23 protein-coding genes are annotated in these 16,894 nt (G+C 63.3%); 20 read left to right on the forward strand and 3 right to left on the reverse strand.

What is annotated here, in order from left to right; translation table 11 throughout:
- Nucleotide 1 precedes the first annotated feature (1 nt).
- From rplP to CLV47_RS10570, 18 genes are all read left to right on the forward strand, one after another.
- A complete protein-coding gene (rplP, locus tag CLV47_RS10485; RefSeq protein WP_106348972.1) occupies nt 2-418 on the forward strand; it encodes a 50S ribosomal protein L16 in 417 nt (138 codons plus the stop codon).
- Nucleotides 418-654 carry a 50S ribosomal protein L29 gene (rpmC, locus tag CLV47_RS10490; RefSeq protein ID WP_106348973.1) on the forward strand — a complete coding sequence of 79 codons (237 nt, stop codon included), beginning with the start codon at nt 418-420 and terminating at the stop codon, nt 652-654. The genes rplP and rpmC overlap by 1 nt, the downstream gene beginning before the upstream one ends.
- 2 nt (nt 655-656) lie before the next feature.
- Complete coding sequence (gene rpsQ, locus CLV47_RS10495) at nt 657-950, forward strand: 30S ribosomal protein S17 (RefSeq protein ID WP_106348974.1); 294 nt, start codon at nt 657-659, stop codon at nt 948-950.
- Nucleotides 951-1,043: 93 nt separating this feature from the next.
- Nucleotides 1,044-1,412: a 50S ribosomal protein L14 gene (rplN, locus tag CLV47_RS10500; protein ID WP_106348975.1), complete on the forward strand. Its 369-nt coding sequence runs from the start codon at nt 1,044-1,046 to the stop codon at nt 1,410-1,412.
- A 3-nt stretch (nt 1,413-1,415) separates the two neighbouring features.
- Nucleotides 1,416-1,739, forward strand: coding sequence for a 50S ribosomal protein L24 (gene rplX, locus CLV47_RS10505; protein ID WP_106348976.1), 324 nt, complete (start codon nt 1,416-1,418; stop codon nt 1,737-1,739).
- A 3-nt stretch (nt 1,740-1,742) separates the two neighbouring features.
- A complete protein-coding gene (gene rplE, locus CLV47_RS10510) occupies nt 1,743-2,306 on the forward strand; it encodes a 50S ribosomal protein L5 (protein WP_106348977.1) in 564 nt (187 codons plus the stop codon).
- 4 nt (nt 2,307-2,310) lie between these two features.
- Nucleotides 2,311-2,496 carry a type Z 30S ribosomal protein S14 gene (locus CLV47_RS10515; protein ID WP_106348978.1) on the forward strand — a complete coding sequence of 62 codons (186 nt, stop codon included), beginning with the start codon at nt 2,311-2,313 and terminating at the stop codon, nt 2,494-2,496.
- An 84-nt stretch (nt 2,497-2,580) separates the two neighbouring features.
- Nucleotides 2,581-2,973: a 30S ribosomal protein S8 gene (gene rpsH / locus CLV47_RS10520; protein WP_474863133.1), complete on the forward strand. Its 393-nt coding sequence runs from the start codon at nt 2,581-2,583 to the stop codon at nt 2,971-2,973.
- 12 nt (nt 2,974-2,985) lie between these two features.
- On the forward strand, nt 2,986-3,525 hold the full coding sequence (gene rplF, locus CLV47_RS10525) for a 50S ribosomal protein L6 (RefSeq protein ID WP_106348980.1): 540 nt from the start codon (nt 2,986-2,988) through the stop codon (nt 3,523-3,525).
- A 3-nt stretch (nt 3,526-3,528) separates the two neighbouring features.
- Nucleotides 3,529-3,924 (forward strand): 50S ribosomal protein L18, encoded by a 396-nt coding sequence (gene rplR / locus CLV47_RS10530; RefSeq protein ID WP_106348981.1) that lies wholly within the window; start codon nt 3,529-3,531, stop codon nt 3,922-3,924.
- Between the two features lie 43 nt (nt 3,925-3,967).
- Nucleotides 3,968-4,570: a 30S ribosomal protein S5 gene (gene rpsE, locus CLV47_RS10535; RefSeq protein WP_106348982.1), complete on the forward strand. Its 603-nt coding sequence runs from the start codon at nt 3,968-3,970 to the stop codon at nt 4,568-4,570.
- A 5-nt stretch (nt 4,571-4,575) separates the two neighbouring features.
- On the forward strand, nt 4,576-4,758 hold the full coding sequence (gene rpmD / locus CLV47_RS10540; protein WP_106348983.1) for a 50S ribosomal protein L30: 183 nt from the start codon (nt 4,576-4,578) through the stop codon (nt 4,756-4,758).
- A gap of 3 nt (nt 4,759-4,761) precedes the next feature.
- Nucleotides 4,762-5,226, forward strand: coding sequence for a 50S ribosomal protein L15 (gene rplO, locus CLV47_RS10545; protein WP_106348984.1), 465 nt, complete (start codon nt 4,762-4,764; stop codon nt 5,224-5,226).
- Between the two features lie 235 nt (nt 5,227-5,461).
- The gene (gene secY / locus CLV47_RS10550) at nt 5,462-6,790 is read left to right on the forward strand and encodes a preprotein translocase subunit SecY (protein WP_106348985.1); all 1,329 of its coding nucleotides are present in this window, start codon (nt 5,462-5,464) and stop codon (nt 6,788-6,790) included.
- On the forward strand, nt 6,790-7,446 hold the full coding sequence (locus CLV47_RS10555; RefSeq protein ID WP_106348986.1) for an adenylate kinase: 657 nt from the start codon (nt 6,790-6,792) through the stop codon (nt 7,444-7,446). The genes secY and CLV47_RS10555 overlap by 1 nt, the downstream gene beginning before the upstream one ends.
- A 24-nt stretch (nt 7,447-7,470) precedes the next feature.
- Nucleotides 7,471-8,334 carry a type I methionyl aminopeptidase gene (map, locus tag CLV47_RS10560; RefSeq protein WP_238145317.1) on the forward strand — a complete coding sequence of 288 codons (864 nt, stop codon included), beginning with the start codon at nt 7,471-7,473 and terminating at the stop codon, nt 8,332-8,334.
- 142 nt (nt 8,335-8,476) lie between these two features.
- A complete protein-coding gene (locus tag CLV47_RS10565) occupies nt 8,477-9,268 on the forward strand; it encodes a hypothetical protein (RefSeq protein WP_146135354.1) in 792 nt (263 codons plus the stop codon).
- A gap of 48 nt (nt 9,269-9,316) precedes the next feature.
- A complete protein-coding gene (locus CLV47_RS10570) occupies nt 9,317-9,736 on the forward strand; it encodes a nuclear transport factor 2-like protein (RefSeq protein WP_106348988.1) in 420 nt (139 codons plus the stop codon).
- On the opposite strand, the gene CLV47_RS10575 is transcribed toward CLV47_RS10570, so the two are convergent.
- A complete protein-coding gene (locus CLV47_RS10575; protein ID WP_106348989.1) occupies nt 9,689-12,673 on the reverse strand; it encodes an ATP-binding protein in 2,985 nt (994 codons plus the stop codon). The two genes, CLV47_RS10570 and CLV47_RS10575, sit on opposite strands and share 48 nt — an antisense overlap.
- A gap of 80 nt (nt 12,674-12,753) precedes the next feature.
- Here CLV47_RS10575 and CLV47_RS10580 point away from each other — a divergent pair, with 80 nt between their 5' ends.
- Nucleotides 12,754-13,449 carry a GNAT family N-acetyltransferase gene (locus CLV47_RS10580; RefSeq protein ID WP_170111030.1) on the forward strand — a complete coding sequence of 232 codons (696 nt, stop codon included), beginning with the start codon at nt 12,754-12,756 and terminating at the stop codon, nt 13,447-13,449.
- Here the strand turns inward: CLV47_RS10580 and CLV47_RS10585 are convergent.
- Together CLV47_RS10585 and CLV47_RS10590 are read right to left on the reverse strand one after the other, a co-directional pair.
- On the reverse strand, nt 13,446-14,411 hold the full coding sequence (locus tag CLV47_RS10585) for an LCP family protein (RefSeq protein ID WP_106348991.1): 966 nt from the start codon (nt 14,409-14,411) through the stop codon (nt 13,446-13,448). The genes CLV47_RS10580 and CLV47_RS10585 overlap by 4 nt on opposite strands.
- A 110-nt stretch (nt 14,412-14,521) precedes the next feature.
- The gene (locus tag CLV47_RS10590; RefSeq protein ID WP_170111031.1) at nt 14,522-15,109 is read right to left on the reverse strand and encodes an LPXTG cell wall anchor domain-containing protein; all 588 of its coding nucleotides are present in this window, start codon (nt 15,107-15,109) and stop codon (nt 14,522-14,524) included.
- A 341-nt stretch (nt 15,110-15,450) separates the two neighbouring features.
- Between CLV47_RS10590 and CLV47_RS10595 the strand changes: the two genes are divergently transcribed.
- A complete protein-coding gene (locus tag CLV47_RS10595) occupies nt 15,451-16,890 on the forward strand; it encodes a cytochrome ubiquinol oxidase subunit I (RefSeq protein ID WP_106348993.1) in 1,440 nt (479 codons plus the stop codon).
- Nucleotides 16,891-16,894: the final 4 nt, after the last annotated feature.

The raw sequence follows: 16,894 nt of genomic DNA on the forward strand, positions 1-16,894 counted from the left end.
CATGCTTATCCCACGCAGGGTCAAGCACCGCAAGCAGCACCACCCGTCCCGGACCGGTGCTGCCAAAGGTGGAACCCGAGTAACTTTCGGCGACTACGGCATCCAGGCGCTCGAGCCGGCGTACGTCACCAACCGTCAGATTGAGTCCGCGCGTATCGCTATCAACCGGCACATCCGTCGTGGCGGCAAGGTCTGGATCAACATCTTCCCGGACCGCCCCCTGACGAAGAAGCCGGCCGAAACCCGCATGGGTTCCGGTAAGGGTTCGCCCGAGTGGTGGATCGCCAATATCAAGCCGGGTCGTGTCCTGTTCGAAATGACCTACCCCAATGACCAGATCGCTCGCGAGGCACTTCGCCGTGCGATCCACAAGCTCCCGATGAAGTGCCGCATCGTGACCCGGGATAGTGAGTTCTAATGGCAGTCGGTACCTCCCCGTCGGACCTGCGCGAGCTCGAGAACGATGAACTCGAGACGCGCCTGCACGAATCGAAGGAAGAACTTTTCAACCTTCGGTTCCAGGTCGCTACCGGGCAACTAGAAAACAACATGCGGCTCAAGGCCGTCCGCAGTGACATCGCGCGGATCTACACGATCCTGCGCGAGCGCGAGCTGGGCCTTGCCGTTGCACCGAGCGAAAGCAGTGAAGGCTGATTATGGCTGAGGAAATCAAAGATTCGGACGTCGGTCACGGCGGCGGCCGCAACTACCGCAAGGTACGCAGCGGCATCGTCGTGAGTGACAAGATGGACAAGACCGTCGTTGTTCAGATCGAAGAGCGTTTCAAGCACGCTCTTTATGGCAAGGTGCTGCGTCGCAGCAGCAAGCTCAAGGTCCACGACGAGAACAACGAAGCCGGTATCGGCGACCGCGTCCGTCTGATGGAGACCCGCCCGGTCAGCGCGACGAAGCGCTGGCGTCTGGTCGAGGTCATTGAAAAGGCTCGTTAGTTCCTCGCGGAATCGGCGAACAGCAATATCCAATACGTTCGGCCAGGCTCTTGGTAACACGAGAGAACCGGCAGACAACTGGGAGAAACCACAGTGATTCAGCAGGAGTCGCGACTTAGAGTCGCCGACAACACCGGGGCTAAAGAAGTCCTGTGCATCCGGGTGCTCGGTGGCTCAGGTCGGCGTTATGCCGGCATCGGCGACCTCATCGTTTGCACCGTCAAGGACGCCATTCCCGGCGCCGGTGTGAAGAAGGGTGACGTCGTTAAGGCTGTCATCGTTCGCACCGTCAAGGAGCGCCGCCGCCCCGACGGCTCATACATCAAGTTCGACGAAAACGCCGCCGTACTGATCAAGACCGACGGCGAACCTCGTGGGACGCGCATCTTCGGCCCAGTTGGCCGTGAGCTGCGGGACAAGAAGTTCATGAAGATTATCTCGCTCGCGCCGGAGGTGCTGTAGCCAATGAAGGTCAAAAAGGGCGACACGGTACTGGTGATCTCGGGCAAGGACAAGGGCGCGAAGGGCAAGGTCATCGAGGCCTACCCAGAGCGTGACCGTGTTCTCGTCGAGGGCGTTAACCGCATCAAGCGGCACACCAAGATCCAGGCCTCGGGCCGCGGCTCGCAAGAGGGCGGCATCATTACCAAGGAAGCCGCGATCCACGTAAGCAACGTCATGGTCGTTGACAAAGACGGCAAGGCGACCCGCGTGGGCTACCGCAAGGACGAGGACGGCCGCAACGTGCGCGTCTCCAAGCGGTCGACCGGCAAGGACAAGGATCTCTAAATCATGTCTGCAACTACTGTTTCAGCGCCGCGGCTGAAGACTCGGTACGCCGAGGAAATCGCCCCCGCGCTCAACGAGAAGTTCTCGTACGCCAATGTCATGCAGATCCCGCGCGTGGTCAAGGTCGTCGTCAACATGGGTGTTGGCGAAGCGGCTCGCGACGCGAAGATCATCGATGGGGCACTGCGTGACCTGACCGCGATCACCGGCCAGAAGCCGTTGGTACGCCGGGCGACCAAATCCGTCGCGCAGTTCAAGTTGCGTGAGGGCCAGCCGATTGGCGCGAAGGTCACGCTGCGCGGCACCCGGATGTGGGAGTTCTTGGACCGCACGCTGACCCTGGCGCTGCCGCGTATCCGCGACTTCCGTGGTCTGTCGGATCGTCAGTTCGATGGCAACGGCAACTACACGTTCGGTCTCAACGAGCAGTCGATGTTCCACGAGATCAACATCGACAACGTCGACCGTGTCCGCGGTATGGACATCACGGTCGTGACGACAGCCAAGACCGACGATGAGGGACGGGCACTGCTTCGCGCGCTCGGCTTCCCGTTCAAGGAGAACTAAGCGCATGGCAAAGAAAGCTCTCGTCAACAAGGCGGCCGGCAAGCAGAAGTTCGCCGTCCGCGCCTACACCCGCTGCAACAGGTGTGGTCGTCCGCATTCGGTCTACCGCAAGTTCGGCCTCTGCCGCATCTGCTTCCGCGAGATGGCGCATGCAGGCGAACTTCCGGGTGTCACGAAATCCAGCTGGTAACACTAACTTTCATCTTCGCCGAAGGCCCACCCGTCAAGGGAGTCCGGGAACCGCGGTGAGAAGGGTAAGACAAACGTCATGACAATGACAGATCCAATCGCGGACATGCTCACGCGTGTGCGTAACGCCAACTCGGCGTTCCACGACTCCGTGTCCATGCCGCACTCGAAACTCAAGGCGCACATCGCACAGATCCTCAAGGAGCAGGGCTACATCGCGTCGTACGACGTCGCCGACGGTGAGAAGGGCAAGGTGCTCAACGTCGAGTTGAAGTACGGCCCCAACCGTGAGCGGTCGATCGCCGGCGTACGCCGCATCTCCAAGCCCGGCCTGCGCGTGTACGCCCGTTCCACGGGCCTGCCGCGAGTGCTCGGTGGGCTCGGGATCGCCATCATCTCTACCTCGTCCGGATTGCTCACCGACCGACAGGCCACCCAGCGTGGCGTCGGCGGCGAAGTACTCGCGTACGTCTGGTAAGGGGAAGACAACATGTCACGAATTGGAAGACTTCCCGTCACTGTCCCGAGCGGAGTCGAGGTAGACATCGCCGGTCAGGACGTCACCGTCAAAGGCCCCAAGGGCACGCTGAGCCACACCGTCGTCTCGCCGATCACGATCGCCAAGGACGCCGATGGCGCGCTTGTCGTCACCCGTCCGAACGACGAACGCGAAAGCCGTTCGCGGCACGGGCTGTCTCGCACCCTGGTCAACAACATGGTCTTGGGCGTCACCGAGGGTTACAGCAAGGGCCTGGAGATCGTTGGTGTCGGTTACCGCGTCACGGCCAAGGGTTCGAGCCTTGAGTTCGCGCTTGGTTTCTCGCACCCGGTCATCATCGATCCGCCCGAGGGCATCACATTCAAGGTCGAGTCGCCTACCAAGTTCTCCGTCGAGGGAATCGACAAGCAGCTGGTCGGCGAGGTCGCAGCAAATATCCGCAAGATCCGTAAGCCTGAGCCTTACAAGGGCAAGGGTGTGCGGTACGCCGGCGAGGTCGTTCGCCGCAAGGTCGGAAAGCAAGGTAAGTAAGTCATGGCAGGTTTCGCGAATGTGCGCACCGGTGGCAAAGATGCCGCCAGCAAGCGACGTAACTCCAAAGCGCGCCGCCATTTCCGGCTGCGCAAGAAGATCACCGGTACGCCGAGCCGTCCGCGGCTCGTCGTGACCCGGTCGACCCGGCACATCAGCGTGCAGGTCGTCGACGACACGGTCGGCAAGACCCTCGTGTTCGCCTCGACCACCGAGGCCGAGCTGCGTGCGACCGACGGCGACAAGACCGCGCTGTCGAAGAAGGTCGGCGAGCTGGTCGCCAAGCGCGCGAAGGAGGCCGGCATCGAGTCGGTTGTCTTCGACCGTGGCGGCAACAAGTATCACGGCCGCATCGCGGCGCTGGCCGACGCCGCCCGCGAAGGGGGCCTCGACTTCTAATGAATATTGAGACGCACGTGTTCGCAATTGAGGAGAGCATCTAATGCCAGGACAACAGCGCCGTGGCGGCGGAGCAGGTGGCGAGCGCCGGGACCGTCGTGACGGCGGCCGCGGTGGCAACCAGGCCGAAAAGTCGAACCATCTCGAAAAAGTCATCAAGGTCAACCGGGTAGCCAAGGTCGTCAAGGGTGGTCGTCGCTTCAGCTTCACCGCTCTGGTCGTCGTCGGTGACGGTGACGGCACCGTGGGCGTCGGCTACGGCAAGGCCAAAGAGGTCCCCGCCGCGATCGCCAAGGGTGTCGAGGAAGCTAAGAAGAACTTCTTCAAGGTTCCGCGGATCGCCACCACGATCCCGCACCAGATCCAGGGCGAGAAGGCTGCCGGCGTTGTCATGCTGAAGCCGGCCAGCCCCGGTACCGGTGTTATCGCCGGCGGCCCGGTGCGCGCCGTACTCGAGTGCGCCGGAATCGGCGACATCCTGTCCAAGAGCCTCGGCTCAGACAACCCGATCAACATCGTGCACGCGACTGTTGCTGCCCTCAAGGGCCTCGTCCGGCCGGAAGAAGTGGCTGCGCGCCGCGGACTTCCGCTCGAAGACGTCGCACCGGCCGGCATGCTGCGGGCGCGGGCCGGTCAAGGAGCGTAGCTGCGATGTCGAACTTGAAGGTCACGCAGATCCGCTCTGCTATCGGCACCAAGCCGAACCAGCGTCAGACGTTGCGTTCGCTGGGCCTAAAGCGGCTGCACGACGTTGTCGTCAAAGAAGACCGCCCGGAGATCCGCGGCATGGTTGCGACGGTTCCGCACCTGGTATCCGTCGAGGAAGTTGAGTAACTGATGGCTACCGAAAAATCGGCAACCCCGATCAAGCTGCATCACCTGCGCCCCGCACCCGGCGCGCACAAGGCCAAGACGCGCGTCGGTCGCGGCGAGGGCTCCAAGGGTAAGACCGCAGGTCGCGGCACCAAGGGCACCCACGCCCGCAACACCGTGCGGCTGGGCTTCGAGGGTGGCCAGACGCCGCTCCAGCAGCGCCTGCCCAAGTTGAAGGGGTTCAAGAACCGCTTCGGCACCACGTTCCAGGTCGTCAACCTTGATCGCCTTGCGGCACTGTTCCCGGACGGCGGCTCGATCGGTGTCGATGACATCGTGGCCGCCGGCGGCGTACGCAAGAACCAGCTCGTGAAGGTCCTCGGGACCGGTGAGCTCGGAGGCGTCAAGCTCGACGTCACCGCGCATGCCTTCTCAGACTCGGCGAAGGAAAAGATCGCCGCAGCCGGTGGGTCGACCTCGGTTCTGTGAACTATCGGCAGTAAACATGCTGTGCCCGCCATGCCGTGACCGGCTGGCGGGCACCATGCGTTAAAGTCGAGTGCTGCAGGTTGGCTTGCGACGTGGCGGACGCTCCGTTGTACGTCGGCCCCTCGGCACTTAATAAACAGCTCGAGAGACGCCACGATGGTCTCGAGTAACTGATTTGAACTCATAGGTGCGCCCGCGTAGGCGGGCAGCCGCCTACAGCGCAGGAGGAACCTTAGTGCTCAAGGCGTTCGGGACAGCGTTTAAGACGCCCGATCTCCGCAAGAAGATCCTCTTCTCGCTGGCGATCATCGCCCTCTACCGGCTAGGTGCCCACATCCCGGCGCCCGGCGTACTGCTGAAAAACATCAACGAGTGCCTCGACCCGAGTCGGCTCTCGCAGAGTCAGGCGGACGTCTACTCACTGGTCAACCTCTTCTCCGGCGGCGCGCTGCTTCAGCTGTCCGTCTTCGCGCTCGGCATCATGCCGTACATCACCGCGAGCATCATCATCCAGCTGCTGGTCGTGGTGATCCCGCGGTTTGAGATGCTCAAAAAAGAGGGGCAGAGCGGGCAGAACAAGCTCACGCAGTACACCCGTTACCTGACGATCGGCCTCGCCGTACTGCAGGCCACCGGCATCATTGCGCTGGCCCGGTCCGGTCAGCTGTTCCCGGGCTGCGATCCCGCCAAGTTCCCGATCCTGGCGAACAAGGACTCGATCTTCTCGTACGTCATCCTGGTGCTGACGATGACGGCCGGTGCCACGGTGATCATGTGGTTTGGCGAGTTGCTCACCGAAAAGGGCATCGGCAACGGCATGTCCCTGCTCATGGCCGCCTCGATCGCGGCCCGTATCCCGACCGAAGGCGCCTCGATCGCCAGCCGCGGTTCGACCATCCTGATCATGATGATTCTGCTGGCGTTGGTGGTCATCGTCGTGGTCGTCTATATCGAGCAAGCGCAGCGGCGTATCCCCGTGCAGTACGCCAAACGAATGATCGGCCGGAAGATGTACGGCGGGACGTCGACGTACCTGCCGCTCAAGGTCAACCAGTCCGGCGTTATCCCGGTCATCTTCGCTTCGTCGCTCTTGTATATCCCGCAGCTGATCACCCAGCTTCAGGACCAGTCCAAGGCGCCCGGCACGATACGCCGGTTCTTCGAGAACTACGTGATCAACCAGGGCAGCTGGGTGCACATCCTGCTCTATCTGCTCCTGATCGTGTTCTTCGCCTACTTCTACGTGGCGATCACCTTCAACCCTGAAGAGCGCGCCGACGACATGAAGCGGTACGGCGGGTTCATCCCAGGCATCCGCCCTGGACGACCGACGGCCGAATACCTCAACTACGTCCTTAACCGGATCACGCTGCCTGGCTCGCTGTACCTGGGCGTCGTGGCCATCCTGCCTAACCTTCTGCTGACCCTGACCGGACCGAGCGGCGCACAGAACTTCCCGTTCGGCGGCACCGCGGTGCTCATTCTCGTTGGTGTGGCCCTGGAGACGGTGAAGCAGATCGAAAGCCAGCTACAGCAACGCAGTTATGAAGGGTTCTTACGCTAATGAGAGTCGTGCTGTTGGGCCCGCCGGGAGCGGGCAAGGGAACCCAGGCCAAACTGTTAGCCGAACGCCTCGGCGTACCCCAGATCTCAACCGGCGACATCTTCCGCGCCAACGTCGGGCAGGGTACCGAACTCGGCGTACTGGCCAAGAAATACATGGACTCAGGGGACCTGGTGCCCGACGAAGTCACCGTGGCGATGGTGAAGGATCGGCTTGGTCAAGACGACGTCTCGCACGGCTACCTGCTCGACGGGTTCCCGCGGACCGTCGTACAAGCCGAGGGCCTAGATCAGTTCTTGACCGAAGTTGGTAAGCCGCTGGACGGCGTACTGGAGATCCAGGTTCCCAACGATGAGATCGTTCATCGGCTGTCGGGCCGGCGTACCTGTGCCGACTGCGGTCACATCTTCGCGCTCGGTGGCGAGATCACCGAGGACAGTGCGTGCCCCGACTGCGGCGGCAAGCTGCAGCAGCGTGACGACGACAAGCCAGAGACGGTACGCCGCAGGCTGGACGTCTACGCCAAGGAGACCGCGCCGCTGGTCGAGTTCTACACGCCGCGTGGCCTGGTGCACCCCATCAACGGCACCGGCGAGGTCAGTGACGTAACCCAGCGTGCACTCGACGCCCTGGCGGGCGTACCGCCGCGCGACTGACGGCCTACCGTCCGTTGAACGACCATGTGGCAACCCTCATTTGTGAAGAAGGCTCGCAGGCAGATGATCCAGCTTAAGTCTGACGAGCAGATTTTCAAGATGCGTGAAGCCGGTCTTGTCGTGGCCGCAGCTCTGGCCGCTACCCGTGATGCCGTACGTCCGGGAGTGTCGACACTTGAGCTCGATACGATCGCCGAGGATGTGATCCGGTCGTCCGGTGCCATCCCATCATTCCTCGGCTACCTGGGTTTCACCGGCTCAATCTGCGCGTCGATCAACGACGAAGTAGTGCACGGGATCCCGCGGCCGGACAAGGTCCTCGCCGAGGGCGACCTGATATCGATCGACTGCGGTGCGATCGTCGATGGCTGGCATGGCGACTCCGCGATCACCATCGGCGTCGGCGAGATCACCACCGAGCAGCAGCGGCTGTTGGAGGTCACCGAAGCCTCGATGTGGGCCGGGTTCGCCGCAGCCCGGATCGGTGGCCGGCTCACCGACATTTCGCACGCCGTCGAGCGCTGCATTATGGACTTCGAGGCCGCCCACGATCATGAGTACGGCATCGTGGAGATGTACGGCGGCCATGGCATCGGTACCGAGATGCATCAGGATCCGCACGTGCTCAACTATGGCAAACCTGGCCGCGGACCGAAGCTGGTCAAGGGGATGGCGCTCGCGATTGAGCCTATGGTGACTCTGGGCTCTGCGGACACCCGTGAACTTGCCGACGGCTGGACAGTGGAAACGGTCGACGGTTCGTGGGCGGCGCACTTCGAGCATTCTTTCGCGCTCACCGATACCGGCCCGTGGGTGCTGACCGCCGAAGACGGAGGGGCAGCCAAGCTCGGTGCCCTCGGCATTCAGCTGTCCGACCTCGGACGCTAAGTCTTCGCGACGTTACGCAGACTACGTAGCGGAAGTTCCGGGTTTTCCCTGATGCACCGACGGTTGCCTGCGCCCACGATTGGTTGACGCGGGCGTACACAAACCGGTCAAGCGCCCGGGACAGATCCGGAAAGGATCAGCCATGTCTCAGCTTCCGTCGCAGTACCCGTCCCCGAACGCGATGCCACCGGCCTTTCCCACGCCGCCGCAGCAACCCCCGAATCAGGGCGGCTGGCAGGGCGGCCCGACCACGATTCCTCCACGGCCCAACGGATCAAAGAAGTTTCTGATCGGCGCGGTGGTGGGGGCGCTTGTGCTGGTTGGTGGCGGTGTAGGCCTGTATTTCGCGGTATCGGGCGGTAGCAGTCACCCGGCCACGCCCAAGCCAACGGTCGCGTCGGGCTCCGTTGCTCCGAAGTCCCAGGTGGCTGCCGCGCCACCGGCCGCCGCAACCGCGCCACCGGCCGATGCGCAATCTGGCAGTTCGCAAGATGCAAATATTGCCTCGACCGATAGCTACTCGGTTGCCCTCCCGTCCGGCTACTCGGCCAAGACCTCCGGCACCGAGATGGACTTGACGGCGGCGGACCCTTCGGTCGGCATTACGATTTCTGCAGCGGGCACGCCGACCTCGACCGCTGGTGAGCCTCTCCAAACGGTTGCCGGTCAGGTCGCAAGCAACCTGGTGAACAAACTAAACCTTCAAGTAGTCGCCGGCAGCGAGTCGGACCTCAAGGCCGGGACCGCCCAGGATCCAGGCAAACTGTTCAAGCTCGCCAACGCTGCCGAATCCGATATCGTCGTTGTTTTCCAGCATGGACAGCAGTTCTGGTCGATTGTGCTCTACGGGCCGCCGACGAGCATTGATGTCGCGAACGGGGATCCGGTGGCCGCGTTGTCGCTGGTGACGACATCGATGTCGCTTACGTCCTGACGCGATACCGCACCTGGTCCGGGTCCCTATCGGTACGAAAGGATCGGCATGCTCGAAATCCCATGTGGCGATGAGGTGATCCGCGGCATGTATCGCTCGCTGGAGCTGCGAGACATGTCGCGGGTCGGGCTGGCGCTTGCGGAGGATGTCCGCTGGCTCAACCCCAAGGCGACCCTGGCGCCGGATTTCGTCATCGCGTGCCCGGACCGGCTAGAGGGCCGAAATCATGTGTTGCTCTTCTTGACAGGTCTCATCGAACAGACGGGCGGCAGTTACTCGGTGAGGTTACAGAGTCTATTTGTCCATTCAAATGACCGGAGCATCGCATTTCATGAAGTAACGACAGGCGAAAAATGGTGTGCGACTGGATGCGTACTTTACGAGCTTGGCGGCGGTGTCATCCAACGAGTCGTCGCGATGTCACCCGCTCGTAGCACCAGCGTCGTTGGCGAGTCGCGCGTGCGGTGAGGCCACTGCGCCTGTGATGTCCTCGACCAGACGGCTCACGCGGGTCAGCCCAAGTCTTTTGCCGTCGACCCGGGACTTCTCCAGCAATGTCGCGGCGTCGGCCCTGTCAGTCGGGGAACCGCGACCAAGCAGATGGCGGGCGTGCTCGATGTGGGTGTGGGCCGCGAGTGCACGGCCGCCCACCCTGTCCGCGAGGTCGGTCGCCGCCGCAAACGCATCCGCGGCCCTCTGCCAATGCATCGGGCCCGCGGCCGAAAGTAGCAATCCGCGGAAGTGATCTGCTGCACCGAGTACCAGTGCACCCGCGCCGGCAACGAGCAACTGCCCAGAGTACGGCGCTAGCAGTCCGGCCAACGACTGGCAGGCCATCGGTCCGAAGCAGTCGCGCACGACGGGTGCGAGATATCCGAGCGTCGCCGGACGCAACCAGTCTTCGCCCACGGCATCAAATCCGTCCGCGACTATCGACGCGACGAGTGCTCGGCCACCTTCGAGGTCGCCCGCTTCGGTGTGTAGGCCGGCGCACAGAGCCCGCACCACGAGTAGGTGCGGATGCTCGGCAAGAGTCCCATCGGCCAGGGGGACGAACTCGCCCGCGCGGTCCTGTTCGACGCGGATAGCGGCGAGCTGTGCTAACCAACCCAGAAGAAAATTGGGGTCATCGGCAGCAAGGGCGACCGTCGCATTCGCCAGACTCTCGGCCCGGTCCAGGTCGCCATCGAGCAGCGCCCCGAGCGTGCTCCATTCGGCTGAAAGACTCCGAATGAACACCGAGCCACGGGCGTTGCCAACTTGGGACAGGCTGACGCCGTCTGCCTCGAAACCGCCGCGGTCGCCGCCCGCGAGCGCCAAGACCGCGCGGAATCGGCGGCCGTCGCGCTCCGGGGCGAGGTCCATTTTGGGTAGTCCTAGCGTCGTCAGTTCCTCGGCCACCTCCATCTGGGCGCCAAGGTCGGGACCGCCGAGTCGCGCGGCCGCGAGGGCATAGAGACCGGCGATAACGCCGTCCGGATCGCGCAACGTGCGGGCATCGCGTACGGCCTGCCGCGCTTGGTCGGCCGCGCGCCAGCCGTGGCCTCCGATCGTGCGTTGATAGGAAGCGCTCGCCAGCAACCGGGTGCGCAGCGGGCTCGGATGCTCCCCAAGTGCGTCTATCGCTTCTAGCTTGACCGCGAGCAACTCCTCGTCGATCGATCCCATCGCGGGCAGCACCGTGTGCCGGTCGAGCGTGCGGGCCAGCGCGACCGGGTCGCCGATACGGCGGGCAACCTCGATCGCGTCGAACATCGCACGCTGGTGCGCTACTAGGTCCATTCGCGTAGCGCTCGCGTCGACCTCGATCAGAAGTAGATCGAGCCGGAGGCGGTCTTGCCCCGAGTCTTTAGGCAAGTCGGCTAGTCCCAGCGCCGCGAGTCTCAGCGCATCTTCGGGCGCGAGGGACTCGATTGCCTGACGTGCCGCGGCCGCTGCATACTCGGCGGCGAGCAGACCGTCACCAAGCGGTACGGCGGCGTGGAAATGTGCGGCCAACGCGATCAAATGCTCGGATATGTCGGTCGAGTGCAGCTTCAATACAGCGTGTCCGGCCAACTGGTGGAGTCTCGCATTACTGAGCGCGCTGAGCTGCTCGATGAATGCCTCGCGCACGAGCTCATGGACGAACCGGAACCGCCCAGGCGCCTCGGGCAGCTCGGTGATGAACCGTGCGGTGCCGGCGTTTTCGAGGTCCTCGATCGTTAGCGTCACCGCCGCGCGTTCTTCCGCCGCGCTCATGATTTCAAGCAGCAGGTGAATATCAAACTCGCTACCGAGCACCGCAGCGGTTTCCAACAGGTGTAGCGCAGAAGGCCCGAGCCGGGTCGCGCGATCGATGACGACTTCCTTTACGCTGGCGGGAACGCCCGTCGGCGCGGCACCGGTCGACCCCTGACGCAGAAGCTGCCGGATAAAGAACGGGTTGCCTCCGGTGCGACTATGAAGCTGGGTGAGACCGGACGGCGATGCGGCGCTCGTCGCACGACCGACTAGCTCGGCGGTCTCCTCGGCCGAAAGACCATTGAGGTCAATTCGCCGTACGGAGGGCTGGCGCCACATATTGGCGAGCAGCCCGGGCAGCGGATGTTCCCGGGCCAGCTCGGTGTTGCGAAATGTGCCAACCAGCGCGAGCGTGCCGACTGCCGCGCTTTCGACGATGTGCCTAACTACCCCTAATGTCGCGTGGTCCGCGCAGTGCATGTCCTCAATGATCAACAACACCGGTCCGGCATCGCACGCCGAGGCGATAGTGGCGACGATCGCATCGACCAGCTGCCGGCGAGCGGTCGCCGGATCCTCGACGGTGTACGGCTCCGGAAGACGATCGGCCAGATCCGGGAGAATTGATGCGAGCGAGCCAGCGGTCGGCCCGGCGATCTCGCGTAGGTCAAGGCGAGGGTCCGACAGGTAGTGCCGTAGGGCGTCCGTGACCGGGCGGAACGGCGCTCGAAAGTCGGACTCGCAGCGCCCGGCGAGCACCCGAACCGCTTGGCTCGAGGCTTCGGCCGCGACTTGAGCAACGAGGGCGGATTTGCCGACACCAGGTTCCCCGCCGATCATCAACGTCGACGGGTGCCCGCCGCGGGCACGGCGAATCGCGTCACGGCACAACTCGAGCTCTGGCTGACGGCCGACGAAGTCCGAGGGAGCAACCAGCTCGGCCGGCATACGATATGTTGCCGCCGCCGGTCCCGGTTGGTTTTCGGACGGCGTCAGAGCGTGAAGAAGTGCGACCAGCTCTGCACGGTTGCGCAACCCGAGCTTGCGATAGATCGTGCCGAGATGCGTCTCCACCGTGCGGACACTGACCACGAGTCGCTCGGCGATAATGCGCGTCGACGCGCCGGAACGCGCGATCTCGGCCACCGCACGTTCGCGCGGCGTCAGCTGTTCTAACGACATGGTTGTTGCCCCCGCACACAAGATAGCGGATCCAGATGTGATTGCGGTTACAAATGGCTCACCCGGTAGACTTCCGGCCGATGGATGCGAATACCGAAGCGATTGTCTGTCTGGCCTGGGCCCGGATGCTAGGTCTCAAGGACGACGCGCTCGCCGGCGCGACCGACCGCCGGGTTGAGCATGTCGTGCCCGATAGCGATTCGCTGTCGTTGGTCTCGCTGTTCGGTCGATCGGTGCTCGTTGGGCCCGAGTGGGCTCTCGAAGGAGCCGAGAAGTATCCCGACGAGGAGCTTGCGGCCGCCCGCACCCTGATGCAGATCGCTCGTGACCATCGACCGCGGCTGATTGGCGCGGCAACGCTGGCATTTACCGACACCTATATCAAGGACGCGGCGCTGGAGAGCGCCGTCGTCACCGACGATCCGGCCGCGGTCGAGCGGTTGGAGAAGGGCTGCCCACCGGACGACGTCGCCGAGGTCGGGCTTAGGGACCTAGCGGCGAAGTTCGTCCTGCTTGGAGAGCAAGACGAGGTCGTTGCGGCAGCCGGATACCAACCATGGCAGGGGATCTTGGCGCACGTCGGCGTTCTGACCTCGCTCAGTCACCGGCGCCGGGGCCATGCGCGGGTCGTGTCGGCCGTCACCTTGAACGATGCGCTAGACGAGGGCATGATCCCGCTGTGGCGTGCTCGTTCAGATAACGACCGAGCGCGGCGCCTGGCCGATGCCCTCGGGTTCATCGAGGCAGGTACCGAGACCATCGTCGGATTTGGCTAACCGGCCGGAGTGCATTTTTCCGCGTAACCAGCGTCCTTGAGGGCGGCGTACGTCGAGCCATCGGGCTGTACCGCGCGCGAGGCGATGTCGGTGCCCGCATACGTGCTCTTCTGATGCGGCAGCTCGGTGGGGTTGCCGCTGGCTGATGACAACCTGGTCAGGTCGAACAAACCCGTGCCGGAGTCTGTTGTCAGCGCCCCGGTGAGCGTCCACAGCAGGCCTTGCAGGACGAGGGGGTTCTTGGCCTTCGACGTTGCCTTGGCGACAACCTTCGACATCACGACGCCGCCCCACTTCGCGCGCTGGTCGGGACCATCGCTGGTCGGGACCCACGCGCCGTTAATGAGCTCTTCGGCAGTCCTCGAGCGCACCAGTGCTAGCGCGGTCTGTCCGTCGAGATGGACCTCGCCCGCCTTCGGCACGTCGAGCCCGGTTATCGGATCACGGATCGGGTGCGGGAGGTTGACGTCGATCCCGCCGAGATCGTCCACGACCGCTACGAATCCGCCGAAGTCGATCTGCACGAAATGATCGGCTGGAATCCTGAGCGTCGTACAGAGGCCGTCAATGAGTCCCTGAGGACCCTTCTGCATAGCCAACGTCGCGCGCACCGGTGCCTTGTCGACTATGAGGACGAGGTCCCGGGGGATGGATACGACCCTGGTCGTCCCGTCGTCATAACGGCTCACCATCAGGATGATGTCGGCGCGGGCCCCTGGTACGTCACCCGTGGTGCCGAACTGTTCGCTGCTTGCGCCCGCTGGCAGGTCGGCCCGACTGTCCGAACCGACAACGATCCACGTGTCGATCGAGTCGGTGGCTTTGGGGAAGGCCACTGTTACCTCGCGGATTCGAGATGACAGGACGATGAGGTCGACCGCGACGGCAAGCAACAGTACGGCGACAACGCTGAGCGCGATGATCACGCCACGGCGCCGCAACAGCGGGGTGCCGGTGGTCATTCAGGCTGCCGATGCACAGGTGAGCAGATACCAATCATGGGACAACAGAAAGGGTGGTGTGGCACAAACTGTGCCACACCACCCTTCTCGAGCGGTTTGTGCCGGGCCTACTAGTCGTCGTGCTTGCGACGGCCGGCAAACAGCGCGACCCCGCCAAGCGCGAGCATGCCCGCCGCGGCCGGCAGCAGCGCGGTTGCGTCGGTACCGGTCGCCGCGAGTTCCTTGGTCGGCGTCGTTGGCGTTCCGGCGTTCACCGTGCTGCCGTTGCCTGTGTTGGCGGCCGGTGTCGTCGTGCCACCGGCGGCGGCGACGGTGATCTTCGCATTCGGATAGGAGGTCTGCGCCGAGTAGGTGTCGCAACGTGCGGTGATCGTGTAAACGCCCGCCGCATCGGTGGCCGTCAGTGTGGTCGACCATGCGCCATTCGCGTCGGCGGGAATCGTCTCGGTGTAGGTAGAGCCGTCCGGGTTGTTGATGCCGAGGAGCACCTCGGCGAGGGCAGTGCCCTGGTTCGGATCGAGGCAGCCGGTACCGGACACGGTCACCGCGGCTTTGGGGGCGACCGGATTGGGGTTAACCGCTGGGGCGGCCAGATTGGTCGGAGGTGCGGCGAGAGCGGCGCCGGCGCCAAGCACCGAGATGCCACCGACGAACGCTGTCACCGCGACGGATTTGGAGAGTTTAGACAGTTTGGACACGCGTAAAGGCCTTCGTTTAGTCATGCTGCACTCGCTTACCGGGGGCCGATCGCAAGGAGTGCGCGGAATGATAGTGGCTGCAATCCGAATATGAATCGCTCCGCCGAGTTTACGTGAAATTGGCGTGTACGCAAGCCGATTTGAGCCTGCCACCTGCCGTTTTCTTCGAATTCACCTCGGCCGGGACGCCGGTTGTGGCTGGGGTCATAGCGGTCGAACCAGCTTCCGAGCCCAATTCTCTACGCAGCGTAGAACAATAAGTTCTACGCAACGTAGTATTCGCGTGCATCGAACGTTCGAACCTACGACGTCGACAATTCGCCCTGAACGGAGTTTCGCCGGTGAGCGCAGAGACCATCGCCAGATGGCAGTTCGGCATCACGACCGTCTATCACTTCCTCTTCGTGCCGCTGACGATCGGGCTCGCACCGCTCGTCGCCGGTTTGCAGACCGCGCACCACCGGACCGGCAAGTTGCAGTACCTTCGCGCGTCGAAGTTCTTCGGCAAGCTGCTGCTGATCAACTTCGCGATAGGGGTGGTCACGGGACTCGTGCAGGAGTTTCAGTTCGGCATGAACTGGTCGAACTACTCACGGTTTGTCGGCGACGTCTTCGGCGCACCACTCGCGATGGAGGGACTCATCGCATTCTTCTTGGAGTCGACGTTCCTTGGGCTGTGGATCTTTGGTTGGGGGCGTCTGAGCCCGCGGCTCCATCAATGGACAATCTGGCTAGTCGCGATCGGCACCGCGTTTTCGGCGTACTTCATCCTCGCCGCGAACTCCTGGATGCAGCATCCGGTTGGCTACCACATCGGTTCCGATGGACGTCCGAAGCTCACGTCGATATCTGCCGTGCTATTCAATCCCGTGCAGCTAGTGACGTTCCCGCACGTGATGGCCGGTGCCGCGATGACCGGCGGCGGGGTGATGGCTTGCGTCAGTGCGTGGTATCTGGTCCACCGACGCGACGACGCTGTCTTCCGTCCGACGCTCAAGCTCGGTTCGTGGATGGTGCTCGGCGGCGGGGTGGCCACCCTCATCTCCGGCGATATTCAAGCCCGGGTGATGACCGCCGTACAGCCAATGAAGATGGCCGCGGCGGAGGCGCTTTACCACACGACGTCGGGGGCATCGTTCTCTATTTTCACCTGGGGCAGTCTCGACGGTACGAAGGAACTGTTTAGCTTGCGCATCCCGGACCTGCTGTCGTTCATGGCCACGGGCTCGTTCACCGGGCAGGTCGAAGGCATCAATAACCTTCAGCAGGAGTACGTCGCACAGTACGGACCAGGCAACTACCTGCCGATGGTCCCGGTGACCTACTGGGGATTCCGACTGATGATCGGGTTCGGCATGCTCGCCGCATTGATCGCTTTCGTTGTCCTGTGGCTCATGCGCTCCGGGAGGACACCGCGCAGCAGGTGGGTGCTCGGCGCGATGGTCGTCGCGCTGGTCTCGCCGTTCCTCGCCAACTCGTTCGGTTGGATCTTCACCGAAGTTGGTCGCCAACCGTGGACCGTCTTTGGGCTACTGAAGACTGCCGACAGCGCATCGCCGACCGTATCGGCGGGGACGGTACTCACCTCCCTGATCGTCTTTACCCTCCTGTACGGCGTACTGGCCGTGGTGGACTTGAAACTGATGGTCAAGTACGCGCGGACGGGTCCTCCGACCGAAGAAGAAACCCTTGCATCACTGGAAAAGAAGCCGTTGCTGCCCGCCGGCGAATCTGACGATGACGACGAGGACGCCGACCGCCCTATGTCGTTCGCGTACTGACCGG

It is taken from the genome of Antricoccus suffuscus, from assembly GCF_003003235.1.
Classification (GTDB): domain Bacteria; phylum Actinomycetota; class Actinomycetes; order Mycobacteriales; family Antricoccaceae; genus Antricoccus; species Antricoccus suffuscus.